11 protein-coding genes are annotated in these 14,262 nt (G+C 73.7%); 8 read left to right on the top strand and 3 right to left on the bottom strand.

What is annotated here, in order from left to right; translation table 11 throughout:
- Nucleotides 1-219: 219 nt before the first annotated feature.
- Entirely contained in the window at nucleotides 220-2,319 is a 2,100-nt protein-coding gene (locus IF27_RS03975; RefSeq protein ID WP_052847822.1) for an amylo-alpha-1,6-glucosidase, read from the bottom strand.
- A gap of 157 nt (nucleotides 2,320-2,476) precedes the next feature.
- Here IF27_RS03975 and IF27_RS03970 point away from each other — a divergent pair, with 157 nt between their 5' ends.
- From IF27_RS03970 to IF27_RS03935, 8 genes are all read left to right on the top strand, one after another.
- Nucleotides 2,477-3,541, top strand: a complete 1,065-nt coding sequence (locus IF27_RS03970) for a substrate-binding domain-containing protein (RefSeq protein ID WP_052847821.1) — start codon at nucleotides 2,477-2,479, stop codon at nucleotides 3,539-3,541.
- 80 nt (nucleotides 3,542-3,621) lie between these two features.
- Nucleotides 3,622-4,869 carry a sugar ABC transporter substrate-binding protein gene (locus IF27_RS03965; RefSeq protein WP_052847820.1) on the top strand — a complete coding sequence of 416 codons (1,248 nt, stop codon included), beginning with the start codon at nucleotides 3,622-3,624 and terminating at the stop codon, nucleotides 4,867-4,869.
- On the top strand, nucleotides 4,866-5,945 hold the full coding sequence (locus IF27_RS03960) for a carbohydrate ABC transporter permease (RefSeq protein ID WP_110945482.1): 1,080 nt from the start codon (nucleotides 4,866-4,868) through the stop codon (nucleotides 5,943-5,945). Before IF27_RS03965 ends, IF27_RS03960 begins: the two co-directional genes overlap by 4 nt.
- Nucleotides 5,942-6,859 (top strand): carbohydrate ABC transporter permease, encoded by a 918-nt coding sequence (locus tag IF27_RS03955; RefSeq protein ID WP_052847819.1) that lies wholly within the window; start codon nucleotides 5,942-5,944, stop codon nucleotides 6,857-6,859. The genes IF27_RS03960 and IF27_RS03955 overlap by 4 nt, the downstream gene beginning before the upstream one ends.
- Before the next feature lie 184 nt (nucleotides 6,860-7,043).
- Complete coding sequence (locus IF27_RS03950) at nucleotides 7,044-7,664, top strand: ABC transporter ATP-binding protein (protein WP_223290903.1); 621 nt, start codon at nucleotides 7,044-7,046, stop codon at nucleotides 7,662-7,664.
- Nucleotides 7,661-9,322: a hypothetical protein gene (locus IF27_RS03945; RefSeq protein ID WP_052847817.1), complete on the top strand. Its 1,662-nt coding sequence runs from the start codon at nucleotides 7,661-7,663 to the stop codon at nucleotides 9,320-9,322. The genes IF27_RS03950 and IF27_RS03945 overlap by 4 nt, the downstream gene beginning before the upstream one ends.
- Nucleotides 9,323-9,467: 145 nt before the next feature.
- Nucleotides 9,468-10,100 (top strand): DUF433 domain-containing protein, encoded by a 633-nt coding sequence (locus IF27_RS03940; protein WP_052847816.1) that lies wholly within the window; start codon nucleotides 9,468-9,470, stop codon nucleotides 10,098-10,100.
- On the top strand, nucleotides 10,100-10,540 hold the full coding sequence (locus IF27_RS03935) for a DUF5615 family PIN-like protein (RefSeq protein ID WP_052847815.1): 441 nt from the start codon (nucleotides 10,100-10,102) through the stop codon (nucleotides 10,538-10,540). Before IF27_RS03940 ends, IF27_RS03935 begins: the two co-directional genes overlap by 1 nt.
- A 33-nt stretch (nucleotides 10,541-10,573) precedes the next feature.
- On the opposite strand, the gene IF27_RS03930 is transcribed toward IF27_RS03935, so the two are convergent.
- Nucleotides 10,574-13,534, bottom strand: coding sequence for a glycine--tRNA ligase (locus IF27_RS03930; protein ID WP_052847814.1), 2,961 nt, complete (start codon nucleotides 13,532-13,534; stop codon nucleotides 10,574-10,576).
- A 251-nt stretch (nucleotides 13,535-13,785) separates the two neighbouring features.
- Nucleotides 13,786-14,259 carry a hypothetical protein gene (locus IF27_RS03925; protein WP_052847813.1) on the bottom strand — a complete coding sequence of 158 codons (474 nt, stop codon included), beginning with the start codon at nucleotides 14,257-14,259 and terminating at the stop codon, nucleotides 13,786-13,788.
- Between the last annotated feature and the right edge of the window lie 3 nt (nucleotides 14,260-14,262).

Raw genomic sequence — 14,262 nt, 5'->3', positions numbered from 1 at the left:
CGAGGACGGGGGGCGGTCGGCGGAATCGCCCGCGGAAAAGCCGCTGGCCGGAATCCGCAGGTCAAGCCATTGATGCCGCGCGGCGGAATTGCGGGCGGACGGAAATGCGGTGCGCATTCTCGGGAGAAAGCCCGCGGTTCCGAAAGGAAATCGACAGCGCCCCGCCGACGAGAGAGCACGCACCTTCGAGCGGCCGGACGGCGGCCCCCGCCCGGCCGCTCACCGCACCCGCACGGTCAGCCCCTCGGGCGCCGTCGCCTCCACCCGGCCCTCGGCCGTCACCGACAGGCCGAGCGCCCGGCCCCCGACCGTCACGCCCGACAGCCGCAGCGGCCCAACGTCCAGCGCGGCGCGCGCCGCGACCGTCACCGTCCCGCCCGGCACGTCGGCCTCCAGGCCGAGCACCGACCGCAGGACGTGCACGGACGCCGCCGCCGCCCACGCCTGCGGGAAGCAGGACGCCGGGTACGGGATCGGCGCCGGGTCGGTGTCCGTGCCGTAGCCCGCGAAGAGTTCGGGCAGCCGCGCGGCGAACGCGTCGGACGCGCGCACCAGTCCGGCCCCGAGCGACGCCGCCTCCGCCGGGAATCCGGCGCGCGCCAGCCCGTGCACGGCGATCGCCGTGTCGTGCGGCCACACCGAACCGACGTGGTAGCCCAGCGGGTTGAAGCCGCCCGACGTGCTGCTGTACGTCCGCAGCCCGAAGCCGGAGTCGAGGTCGGGTGACGACAGGCGCGCCGCGAGCAGCGCGCTCTCCTCCGCGTTCAGCAGCCCGGTGCCCAGCAGGTGCCCGAAGCCGGACGTGACGGAGTCCACCGGCCGCTTCCCGGCGTCCAGCGCGACGGCCGGGTAGGCGCCGCGCTCGTCCTCGACCCAGAAGCGGGCGCGGAACCGGTCCGCCATGCGCGCGGCCCACTCGTCCCACGCGTCGGCGCCCGGCCGTCCGAACGCCCGCAGCAGTGCCGCGCCGCCGCGCGCCGCCTCGTACGCGTACGCCTGCACCTCGCACAGCGCGATGGGCGCCTGCGCGCACCGCCCGTCGCGGAAGCGGATGCTGTCGCCCGAGTCCTTCCAGCCCTGGTTGGCCAGGCCGCGGCCCGTGGTGTCGATGTACTCCAGGAAGCCGTCGCCGTCCGCGTCGCCGTGGTCGCGCATCCAGCCGAGGGCGGCCTCGGCGTACGGCAGCAGCGCCTCGACCTGCTCGTCGGCCAGGCCCCAGCGCCAGGCGTCGTGCAGCAGGCTGACCCACAGCGGGGTGGCGTCCACGGTGCCGAAGTAGCGCGGCGGCAGGGAGAGTTTCGGCTGGTTGAGGCCCACGTGGCGTATCTCGTGCAGGATCTTGCCCGGCTGTTCCTGCGACTCGGGGTCCACGGCGGTGCCTTGGCGGCGCGCGAGCACCCGCAGTGTCCCGGCGGCGAGTTCGGTGCCGAGGGGCAGCAACATCCGTGCGGCCCACAGGGAGTCGCGGCCGAAGAGGGTCGCGAACCAGGGCGCGCCCGCCGCGAGGAACAGGTCGCCGGGGGCCTCGGGGTCGGCGAGGAGCAGCCGTTCGAGGTCGTCGTGGGATTGGCTCACCCAGCGGTCGAGGCGGCGGTCGGCGCTGCGCAGGCGCGGCGTGTGCCAGGGGGTGGCGGTGCCGGGGGCCGGGGCGGGGAAGAGCGGCGGCGCGGACTCCTCGGCGGCGCAGGTGAGACGGGCCGTCCAGCGGTCGCCCGGGGCGAGGGCGAGGGTCCAGCGGTGTGCGCCGCCGGGGCCGTACGTGTCGGGCGCGGGGGTCGCGGCGAACGTGACGGTGACACCGTCGCCCGCCCAGGTGAGGGCGCCGCCGTCGCGCCCGGCCGGTACGGGGGCGGGCGGGAGGCCCGACTTGACGTGGTCCATCGTCGCGAGGTCCGTGCCCGGCGCGACCGTCAGGACGAAACGGGCGGGCAGCGAACCGGCGTTGACGATCTCCAGCGTCTCGGTGAGCGCGCCGGGCGCGACGGCGCGGGTCCGCGTCAGCGTGACGGCGGGGTCGGCGGTCGCCTCCGCGACGCCGCGCAGCACCGACCGGAACACGGCCGTGTCCGCGCCGACCGGGCCGCCGCCCACGGTGACGAGCGGCACACCCTCCACCGTGATGTCGAGCCGCGCCAGGGCGCGCCGGTCCGCGTGGTAGAAGCCGTCCGCGCCCCCGTCGAACCGCCCGTCGGGGCGGGAGACGGCGAAGCTCGGCGCGTACAGCGTGACGCAGGCGCCGTGGAGGAACGGCTGCAGTCCGGCCAGGGGCTCGGACGTGTCCGCCGCCGGGTTTCTTCCGTCCGGGGTCTTGACAGTCATGGGCGCAGATACCAATCTTTCCAGCCATTGGAGCGTTCCAAAGACCGTAAGGGCTGTTCACAGCGCTGGCAAGCCCTCTGGATCGCTCCAAGAACGACAGGACCACGACCCGACATCGCGCCGAACCCCGGTCCGGCGCCTCTCACTTGGAGACACCTTGGCGACGACGCCCGGACGTCCGGCGGCACGGGGCAGCGGTGTGACCCTCGCGATGGTCGCGCGCCGTGCCGGGGTCTCCCCGCAGACGGTCTCCAACGCGCTGAACTCCCCCGAGCTGCTGCGGCCCGACACGCTGGCCCGGGTCCGTCAGGCCGTCGATGCCATGGGCTACCGCCCGCACCGGGCCGCGCAGGCCCTGCGGACACGGTCCAGCAGGCTGATCGGCTACGCGGTGCAGCCGGTGGACGTGGACCGCTCGACGCCGGTGATGGACCGCTTCCTGCACGCCCTGTCGCAGACCGCCCAGGAGGCGGGCCACCGGATACTCCTGTTCGTCGCCACCCCGGCGGACGACGGTCCCGGCGGGCCGCTGGCCGCGTACGAAGAACTGCTCGGCACGTACGACGTGGACGGCTTCGTCCTGAGCGACACCGACCGCGGCGACCCCCGCCAGGCGTGGCTGGAAAAGCACGGTGTGCCGTTCGCCGCGTTCGGCCGGGTCTGGTCGGGGCGGCAGATCGGCGACTGGGTGGACGTGGACGGCGCCGCCGGTATCGAGGCCGTCGTGGACCACTTGGTGGCGCTCGGGCACGAGCGCATCGGCTTCCTCGGCTGGCCACGCGGCTCAGGCGCCGGTGACGACCGAGCCACGGGCTGGAAGCGGGCGATGCAGCGCCACGGCCTGTCCGTCCGCGGGCGCCGCGCCGCCAGCGAGGACGACGCCGAGCAGGCGAGCGCCGCCGCCGGGACGCTGCTGGACACGGGCGTGACGGCCGTGGTCGCCGCGAGCGACACCCTGGCGATGGGCTGCTACCGCGCGCTGCGCGAGCGGGGCCTGTCGCCCGGCGAGGACGTGTCCGTCACCGGCTTCGACGACTCGCCCGCCGCCACCGTCGTCACCCCCGGCCTCACCAGCGTGGACCAGCCCATGGCGTCCATCGGGCGCGAGGCCGTGCGGCTGCTGATGGAACGGATCGCCGATCCGGAGCGCCCGCACGAGCAGTTGCTGCTCGCACCGGCGCTCGTCCTCCGCGACAGCACGCGCCCGCCCCGCGCCACCTGACCCCCTGCCCCCCTGACCCCCGACCCCCTGACCACCCGATCCCCTGAAGAGCCGCGCCACCCCTGGAGGAACGACATCCCATGCGTACCCGAAGAGCCCTCACCGCCGCTGCCTGCGGCATGGCCCTGTTGGCCGCCGCCGGCTGCGGGTCGAGCTACGACGACGAGGCGGACGCCCCGCAGGACGAGGGCGGCGGCAGCCAGAAGCTGACCGTCCTCATAGCCACCTCGGGCGAGGCCGAGACCGCCGCCGTGCAGGCCGCCGCCGACGCCTACGAGGCGGAGTCGGGCAACACGGTCGAGGTCCAGGTCGCCCAGGACATGAACCAGCAGCTCGGCCAGGCGTTCGCGGGCGGCGAGCCGCCGGACGTCTTCTACGTGGACTCCAGCCAGTTCGCCAACTACGCCCACGGCGGCTCGCTGTACCCGTACGGCGACGAGATAACCGACGTGGACGACTTCTCGCCGTCGCTGCGGCAGTCGTTCACGTACGAGGACCAGCTCGTCTGCGTCCCCAAGGACACCTCGTCGCTCGGCCTGGTCGTGAACACCGGGCTGTGGCAGGAGGCCGGGCTGACCGAGGCCGACTACCCGACGACCTGGGACGAGCTGAGCGCCGTCGCCGCGCAGCTGACCGGCGGCGACGTGACCGGCCTGGTGACGAGCAACGAGTACCAGCGGCTCGGCGCGTTCATGAAGCAGGCGGGCGGCTGGGTCACCGACGAGACCCAGACCGAGGTCACCGCCGCCTCGCCCGAGAACACCGAGGCGCTGGAGTTCGTCCAGGGCATGCTGGCGGACGGCTCGATGCGCTTCGCGGCCGACGTGGACGCGGGCTGGGCCGGTGAGGCGTTCGGCAAGGGCCGGGCCGCGATGACCATCGAGGGCAGCTGGCTCGCCGGTGCCATGGAGCTGGACTTCCCCGACATCGCCTACACCGTCCTCCCGCTCCCCGAGGGCCCGGCCGGGCCTGGCACCCTCGCGTTCACCAACTGCTGGGGCGTCGCGCAGGACAGCGCGCACCGCGAGAGCGCCGTCGAGCTGGTCGAGTTCCTGACGCAGGGCGAGCAGCAGATCGCGATGGGCGAGGCGTTCGGCGCGATCCCGTCGCGGCAGAGCGCGGCGGCCGAGTACCTGGCGGCGCACCCGGAGGACGAGGCGTGGGGCGCGTCCGGCGAGGGCGTGCAGGGGCCGGTGACGGCGCGCGGCTTCGACCGCGTCCTGGCCCAGTTCAACACGGACCTGGAGTCGCTGCGCACCGGTGACCCGGAAGCGATCCTCTCGGACCTCCAGCGGTACGGAGAGGCCGCGCTGGAGGAGAACCAGTGAGCCGAGCCGTCGAGACCGGCCCCCGCCGGTCCCGCCGCTCCGGCAGGCAGGGCGTGTGGGGCTGGCTGTTCGTCAGCCCCGCCACGCTCGTCCTCGGGCTGTTCCTGCTGCTGCCGATCCTCATGGCGCTGTGGGTGAGCCTGCTGCACTGGGACGGGCAGTCCGACCCGTTCACCGGCGGCGAGACCGATTTCGTGGGGCTCGACAACTACCGGGAACTGTTCACGCGGGACGGCCTGGACCGCACGCTCTTCGCGACGTCGCTGCGCAACAACGCGTACTACGTCCTGTTCTTCGTGCCCCTCGCGACCGGCCTCGCGCTGACGCTCGCGCTCGTCGTCAACCAACGGCTGCTGCGCGGGCGCGGCGCGCTGCGCACCACGTTCTACTTCCCCTCGGTCACGAGCACGGTCGCCGTCTCGACGGTGTTCCTCTTCCTCTTCCAGGGCAGCGGCGCCGTGAACGGCGTGCTGTCGTGGTTCGGGATGAAGGGGCCCAACTGGTTCGCCGACGCGCGGGGCGTGGTGTGGGTCGTGCTCGGCGGGCTGGGTCTGGTGGACCCGGACCACCCGTCGGGCCTGCTGGCCGAGCACGACTTCCTCGGGCTGTCCTGGTTCGAGTGGCTGTCGGGCCCGTCGGTGGCGATGTGCACGCTGCTGTTCCTCGCCATATGGACCAGCTCGGGCACGTTCATGCTGATCTTCCTGGCCGCGCTCCAGGACGTGCCGCGCGAGCTGGAGGAGGCCGCCGCGCTCGACGGCGTCACGCGGCGGCAGATGCTGTGGCACGTCACGCTGCCCGCGCTGCGTCCGGTGCTGTTCCTGGTGCTGACGCTCGCGCTGATCGGCAGCTGGCAGGTGTTCGACATGGTGTACGTCATGGGCCAGGGCGCGCCGGGCAACACGACGCTCACCCCGGCGTTCCTGTCCTACCAGTCGGGCTTCGGCGAGGCGGACTACGGGCAGGGCGCGGCGATCGCGTTCATCCTCTTCGCGATCATCCTGCTGTGCACGGGCGCCCAGCGCCTGCTGCTGCGGGAGCGCACCGCCCGCACGTCCAGGAAGGCCGTCCGATGAGCACGCACCCTGTCCGCACGCGCGCCTCCCGTACGGGCGCCTCCCGTACGCCGCCCGCCCTGGGGCGGGTGCCCGCTCCGTGGCGCGTCGTCGGCTACACCGTGGTCGTGGGGATGGCGCTGCTGTACCTGGCGCCGTTCGTGCTCCAGGTGGTCACCAGCTTCAAGACGGAGCCCGACGCCGCCGCGAACCCCCTGGCGCTGTGGCCGACGACGCCGACGACGGCCGCGTACGAGCGGCTGTTCGGCGTGGGCGACCACGGCACGAGCGTGCCGTTCCTGCGGTGGCTGGGGAACTCGGCGCTGGTCACGGTCGTGGTGACGGTCGGCCGCGTGCTGTTCGACTCCATGGCCGGGTACGCGCTGGCGCGGCTGGACTTCTGGGGCCGTCGCGTCCTGTTCGTCCTGCTGCTCGCGGTCATGGCCGTGCCGAACGTCGTGCTGCTGATCCCGCGTTTCCTGGTGCTCAACTCGTTCGGGATGTTCGACACCTACGCCGGGATGATCATCCCGCTGGTGGTGGACGCGGCGGGCATCTTCATCATGAAGCAGTTCTTCGACTCGGTGCCGCGCGAGGTGGAGGAGGCGGCGCGGATCGACGGCGCCGGGGTGTTCCGCACGTACTGGTCGGTCGTCCTGCCCATGGCGCGCCCGGCGTTGATCACGCTGACGATCCTGTCGTTCCAGGGGTCGTGGAACGAGTTCACGCACTTCCTGGTGTCCACGCAGTCCGGGCAGTACGAGACGCTGACGACCGGCCTGGCGCGCTTCGTCGCGGGCGGGCTCGGCGGCGGTTCGCAGTATCCGCTGAAGCTGGCAGCCGCCGCGCTCTCCACGATCCCGGTGGCCGTGCTGTTCTTCTGCTTCCAGCGGCAGTTCGTGCGCGGCGCGAACGCGGGCTCCGTCAAGGAGTGAGCGCCGCACCGGCCGGTGGCCCCGCCCTGCACGCGGGGCCACCGACCGGCCCGGCGATTCTACGGGGCAAACCGGGCCGATCAGGCGTCCATATGATGGTCGTACGGGCACGGTGCGGGGTCATCCCGACCCCGCGGGCCCGCGGACCTGGGAGGTGGCGCGCGTGCTCCTGCGGCTACGTGGCGTGAGCCGTACGCACGGAGACCGGAGGATCCTCGCCCCGCTCGACCTGGACGTGGACGCGGGCGAGTGCGTCGCGCTGCTCGGCCACAACGGCGCGGGCAAGTCCACCCTGATGCGGCTGGCCGCCGGACGCGACCGGCCGACCACCGGCAGCGTCACGTTCGACGGACGCCCCCTGAGCGAGGACGACCCCCGCACGCGCGCCCGCGTCGCCCTCGTCGGCGACAGCCTCACCTGCTACCCCGACCTCACGGTCCGCCAGCACCTCGAACTCGTCGCCGCGGGACACCGCGTCCCCGACGTCGACGCGCGCATCACCGCCGCCCTCGCCACCCACCGGCTCACCGCCCGCGCCGACGCCCTGCCCGCCGAACTGTCCTCGGGGCAGACGCAGGAACTCCTCCTCGCCGCGGCCCTCCTGCGCCCCACCGACCTGCTGCTCCTGGACGAGCCCGAGCAACGCCTCGACCCCGACGCCCGCGCGCGCCTCGCCACCGTCCTCGCCGACCACCGGCGCACCGGCACCGCGATGCTGCTCGTCACCCACCACCGCGAACTGGCCGCCGCGCTCGCCGACCGCACGTACCTCCTGGCCGACGGAACCCTGACGCCCGCCTCATGACGACCCGGCACCCGACCACCGAGGACACCGACGGCACCGACGGCACCGACGGCACCGACGGCACCGAGGCACTGACCTGGCTGCGCGCCCGCCGAGGCTCCGCGCGCCGACGCCGCTTCGGCTACGGCGCCTACGTCACGACGATCCTGCTCGGCAGCTGGTTCGGCCTCTACGGCGCGGGACTGGTCGCGCAGATCGACAGGGGCGGCCCGTTCGCCGACCACGCCGACCAGATCCGCGACGCCCTCCCGCTCGCCGTGCCCGCCCTCGCGCTCGCCGCCGTCTCCCTCGTCCTGGCCGACGCGCTGTGGCGCGGGCCCGTCACCCTGCCGCGGGCCGACGCCGACTGGCTCCTCCCCATGCCCCTGCCCCGCTGGCCGCTGCTGCGCCCGTGGTTGCTGCTGTCCACCGGGCTGCTGTCCCTCGGCGGCCTGCTCGCGGGCCTCGCCACCGCCCTGGTCGTGGCCGCCGCCCGGCTCGCGGGGCTCGGCACGCTGCTGCTCGCCTGCATACCGGCCGCCGTATGCCTCGCCCTGCTGACGGCCGCGGCTGCGGTGGCGGTGGAACGCCACACGTCCGCCGCCCGCATCGTGCGGCTGTGCACGGGCCCCGCACTGCTGGCCGTACTCCTGCTGATGACGCTCACACTGCGCGGCGAATCCCCTGCCGCGCCGCTACGCACGGCCGTGCTGTGGTCGGGTCCCTGGGGCTGGGCCGCCCAGCCGCTCCAGGCCGCCGCAGGACTGCCCGCCCCCGGCTGGCAGGTGGCGACCGCGCTGCTGGTCTGCTGCACTGTGGCCGCGCTGCTGCCCGTGCGCCGTATGGTCAGCTCCCTCCCGGCCGCGGTACTGCGCACGCACTCCCACGCGGCCGGCCGTGCCGTGGCAGGGCTGGCGTCCTTCGATCTGCGCGCAGCGCGTCAGGCCATGGGCGACGCGTCCGGCGGACGCCCGCCCCGCGCCTGGCGCGGACTGCGCGTTCCCCGCCGCCCGTTCACCGCCCTGCTGTGGCGCGACGCGCTCGGCCTCGCGAGCCGTCCCCGCCAGGCGGCGACCGCGCTCCTGCTGCTGTGCGGCGCCTTCCTGACCGCGGCCACCGTCACGGGCACGACGGGCGTCACCCCGCTCCTCCTCCTCGTCCTCACCGCCGCCCTCGGCGACGCGGCGGCGGGCGCGCTGCTGGAACCCGCCCGGCTGGACGCCGACGACCCACGCCGCAGCCTGCTGTGGTGGCCACACTCCACGCCCTCCCTGGCCCTCGCACACGCCGTGATCCCCACCCTGGCGCTGCTGCTCACCGGGCTGGCCGTCGCCGTCCCCCTCCACGTGCTCACGGACGCACCGGCCGTGACCCTGGTGGCTGCCGCCGTGCCGCCGCTGGTGGCTGGCCGACTGCTCGCCGCCCACCGCCCGCCGCCCCCCGCATGGCTGCTGTACCGCGCCCTGGCCAGCCCGTCAGGGGCGGTGCTGATCGTGCTGTGGCAGAGCGCCGGGCAGGCCCTCGCCGTGCTCGGCGTCGCCCTCGCGGCGGCCCCCGCCCTGACCGGCGACTCCCCCACACCGATCGTCGCCCTGCTGCTCTGCTGGCCCCTCGCCGCAGCCCTCCTGCACTGGACAACACTCCGAGCCCGCGCAGCGGTCGGCGGACACCCCACCTAGGCTGGGCGCGCCGGGGGCCCAGGTCACCCGTCCGGGCGTAGCGACTTCCCCTCCTGACGTCCGGCTGGCGCCACCGGACCCGGAGCTGGAATGCTGAGCCGTACGAAGGACGCAGCAGGAACGACCCGGAAGGCGGTGCCGCTCCGTGGCCTACTCGACGCGCATGGCCGCCGCCCTCTCCGGCGCGACCGTGGGCCAGCTCAGGTCCTGGCGCCACGACCGGGGGAACGGGCCGATCCTCCGCCCGGAGCTGGCAGCCAGGCCCGCGCTCTACTCGTTCCGCGACGTCCTGGCGCTCCGCGCGTTCGCGCAGCTGCGCCAGGACGTGTCGCTCCAGAAGATCCGCAAGGCCCTGGCGACCCTCAAGAGCTTCGGCGAGATCGCCCACCTGTCGAACTACTCGCTGGTGGCCGACGGCAGTTCGGTCGTGCTCGTCGGCGACGACCACGCGACGGACCTCGTGACGCGTCCCGGCCAGCGCGTCATCGCCACGATGGCCGACATCCTTGAGGAGTTCACGCCCCGGCCCGGCGTGGTGGTGCCGCGCCTGCTGCACCCCAAGCCACATGTCAGCGTCGATCCGGAGACCCAGGGCGGGCAGCCGGTCATCGCCGGGACCCGGGTGCCCTTCGACGCCGTGGCCGACCTCGTCGGGGACGGCGTCCCGCCCGAGCGGATCGGCGACTACTTCCCGGGCGTGACCGCGGAAGCGGCGCGCGACGCACTGTCGTTCGCCCGCTACGTCAACAGCTACACCCCGGTGACACGCGCCGCCTGATGCGCCTCCTCATCGACGAGAACGTCCCCGTGCAGATGGTGGAGATCCTCGGGCGGCTGCTGCCCGGGCACGAGGTGTGCCACGTCAGCGGCCTGAAGTGGGCCGGTAAGAAGGACCTGGCCCTGCTGCCCGACGCCGCGCGCAAGGGCTTCCACGCCTTCCTGACCAAGGACGACCGCCAGTTGGAGGTCCCCTCGGAGACCGCCGCGATCAAGAAGTCGGGGATGCACCACATACGGTTCAGCCACGGCCACAAGGGCATGGCGGGACTGGGCCTGGCCATGGGTGCGGTGATCGCCGCGATGCCGCTGGTCGTCCGCGCGCTGGAGGGGACGGACACGCAGCAGCTCGTGCACATCAAGGGCCTGAATCCCGTGGACAGGCACCGCTTCGAGCTGGTCGATCCGACCCGGTCGCCCCCGAACTACTGGCCCCGCTAGGCCGGGCCGGTGGTACCGGCCCGGCCTTCCCCCTCAGTCCAGCGCCTCCCAGGCCAGGACGCCGTCCGCCAGGCCGTGCACGGAGGCGAGGAGCCCCAGGCGGTTCGCCCTGACGGCCGGGTCGTCCGCCATCACGAGGACGTCGTCGAAGAACCGGTTGACCGCGCCCACCAGTTCACGGGTCGCGGCCAGGAAGTGGTGCAACGTGACGTCCCCGCGCAGCAGTTCCCGCGCCTTGACCAGGGCCGCGCTCAGGTCGTGCTCGGCCGACTCGCCGAACAGACCCGCGTCGTAACCGGGCGCGACCCCCTCGGGCACGATGCGGCGCACACGCTGCACGGCCGCCAGCAGCGCCGCGAAGTCCTCGTCACCGGCCAGCTCACCCAGCTCCGCCAACGTCCGCTCGGCCAGCGGCGGGGCGTCCGCCAGCGGCAGCACGGCACGCACGTCCGCCACCGGACGGCCCGCCTCCAACTGCTGCTGCTCGAAGCGGCGGACGACGAACCGGTACGCCGCGTCGAGCGCCTTCTCCTCGACCGCCACCTCCTGCTCGACCGCCGCGATCTCCAGTCCGGCCCGGACCGTCAGGGCGGACGTACGCGGCTGGTCCCGCAGGATGTTCACGAGCCCGAGCGCCGAGCGGCGCAGGCCGAACGGGTCCGAGCTGCCGGTCGGTTCGGACCCGATGGCGAACAGCCCGGCCAGCAGGTCGAACCGGTCGGCCAGCGCCAGCAGCGCGCCGGGCAGCCCGGCGGGCAGGGCGTCGCCCGCCGAACGGGGCAGCTCCGTCTCGAAGATCGCCTGCGCGACCTCGGCCCCCTCCCCCGCCCGCACCGCGTACTCCCTGGCCATGACACCGGCCAGGCTGGACAGTTCGGTGACCATCTGCGAGCCGAGGTCGAACTTGACCAGCCCGGCGGCGCGGTCCAGCGTGAGCCGCTCGTCACCGGCCAGGCCGATCGCGTCGGCCAGCCGCCCGGCGATCGCCGCGATCCGGCGCGCCCGGCCCCCCATCGAGCCGAGGCGCTCCTCGAACGTCAACAGGCCCAGCTTGTCCCGCATCGCGGCGAGGTCGGTCTCCAGGTCGGCGTGCCAGAAGAACGCCGCGTCCTCGTAACGCGCCCGCAGCACCGCCTCGTTGCCCGCGCGGACGACGTCGTGGTCGCAGGAGCCGTTGGCCACCGCGACGAAGTACGGCAGCAGCGCGCCCGTCTCGTCCACCACCGGCAGGTACCGCTGGTGCTTGCGCATCACCGTGACGAGGACGTCGGCCGGCAGGTCCAGGTAGCGCTCGTCGAAGCGGCCGAGCAGCGGCGTGGGCTGCTCGACCAGGTTCGTGATCTCGTCCACGAGCCCGGCGTGCAGGTCGGTGTCCACGGTGCCTCCGGCCTCGGCGGCCAGCCGCCGCGCGCCCGAGACGACCAGCTCACGGCGCCGGTCGGCGTCGGCGAGGACGCCGTGGCGCTCCAGCAGGTCCAGGTAGCCCGTCGCCGACGCCACCTCGACCTCCGGCTCGGCCGCGTCACGGTGCACCTGCGTGACGCGCCCGGCGGCCAGCGTCGAGACGGCGAACGGCACCACCGCGTCGCCCAGCAGCGCGAGCAGCCAGCGGATCGGCCGCGTGAAGGCCAGCCCGGGGGCGTTCCAGCGCATGTTCTTGTCGGCGCGCAGCCCGGTGACGACCTCGGGCAGGATCTCCGCCAGCACCTCGGTCGCCGGGCGCCCCTTCACGACCTGGGTCACGGCCACGTGCTCGTGCTCCCCGAAGGTCACGCGCCCCAGCTCCGCCACCTCGACGCCCTGCCCGCGCGCGAAGCCCTCCGCGGCCTTCGTCGGCACGCCGTCCACGAACGCGGCCGACACGCGCGGACCGCGCGCCGTCCGCTCCGCGTCCTCCTCGTACGGGGCGACCGCCTCGACGGTCGCGACCACCCGGCGCGGCGACGCCACGACCCGGATCGCCCCGTGCCCGAGGCGCGCGGCGGACAGCCGCTCGGTCAGGGCCCGCTCCACGGCCTCCCGCGTCCGCGTGACCTCGGCGGGCGGCATCTCCTCGACGCCGATCTCGAACACCAGGTCCGCCGGACCGGCGGGCGGCACGGCCGCCTGGACGGTCGGCGCGGCGCCGGGCGTGACCCGGCCGAGCGGGTGGTCGAGCTCCGCACGGCGGGCGCCCCACAGCTCGGCGACCTGGTGCGCCAGCCTCCGCATCCGGGCGAACGAACGCGCGCGCTCCGTCGTGGAGATCGCGCCCCGGGCGTCCAGCACGTTGAAGGTGTGCGAGCACTTGAGGACGTACGAGTACGCCGGTACGGGCAGCTCCGCCTCGATCAGGCGCGCCGCCTCCGCCGCGTAGCTGTCGAAGAGCGCGCGCTGCGTGTCCAGGTCGGCGTCGTCGAGGTAGTAGCGGCTCATCTCGTACTCGGCCTGGCCGAACGCCTCGCCGTACGTGATCCCGGGGGCGTAGGCCAGGTCCTTGAAGTGGCCGACGCCCTGGAGCGCCATGAGGATGCGCTCCATGCCGTACGTGATCTCGACCGAGACCGGGTCGAGCGTGATGCCGCCCGACTGCTGGAAGTACGTGAACTGGGTGATCTCCAAGCCGTCGAGCCAGACCTCCCAGCCGAGCCCCCAGGCGCCGAGCGCGGGCGAGGCCCAGTTGTCCTCCACGAAGCGGACGTCGTGCGCGGCCACGTCGATGCCCAGCGCCCGCAGGCTGCCGAGGAAGAGCTGCTGCGCGTCGCCCGGCTCGGGCTTGAGGATGACCTGGTACTGGGTGTGCGTCTGGAGCCGGTTGGGGTTCTTGCCGTAGCGCGAGTCGTCCGGGCGGACGCTGGGCTCGGTGTACGCGACCCGCCACGGCTCGGGGCCCTGGACGCGGAGGAACGTCGCGGGGTTGAGCGTGCCGGCGCCCACTTCGGTGTTCATCGGCTGCACGATCAGACAGCCCTGGCGCGTCCAGTAGTCGTTCAGCGCCAGCAGGGCACCTTGCATCGTCAACACTGAGGGTTTTCCTCCACGTGGGCGGCCCGCCTGCCGAGCCCCGGGACCGGCCCGGACGGCAACCGGTGGGTGGCCCGAGTCTAACGACCGGCGACCGCCCCCCTCGGCCACACGCACCCCACCCGAACACCAACTCGACCTGCGACAAGCGGGCGTTGCCGGTCCGAAGCACCCCGGCAGGCCCGACGCCGTCAGGCCGATCGGCCGGTCGGCCGTAGCTGCCCACCGCACCCACGGCCTGACTACGCGTAGGAGGACAGCAACTCGTCCAGCGTCCAGATGGCGGCCTGCACTCCGGAGGTGCGGGCGAGGTAACGGTCGCGCTCGACAAGAATGTTCAGGTCACCGCAACCGAGCCTGTTGCAGGCGTGCTCGACGAGGCTGCTGCCGGTACGACCGCCCTCGACGAGCAGGCGGAGATGCCCGGCGTCCCACTCCACCTCGTTGAGCACCCAGGGAGCCCTCCCGTCCGCGACCATGCGCAGCACGGCGGCGAAGCGATCCGCACAACTCCGCCGCACCCGGCCGTCGGCGAGCTGGGCTATGTGGTTGCCCGTCTCGATCACCGCGGTCATCGGCAGCAGCAGATCGCAGTCCCGCGCGGCGAGCTTCTGCCTGAGCTGTTCCTGGACCTTGTCACGGTGCTGGGACTTGCCGGGGATCTCCAGGAGGTTGCACAGGACCGACGTGTCAACGAACTCCACTCTGCGTGCCACGCC

This window comes from Streptomyces avicenniae (assembly GCF_000719135.1).
Taxonomy (GTDB): domain Bacteria; phylum Actinomycetota; class Actinomycetes; order Streptomycetales; family Streptomycetaceae; genus Streptomyces; species Streptomyces avicenniae.
Note: the sequence above shows the minus strand (reverse complement) of the source record. Positions and strands in the feature narration are given on the sequence as shown.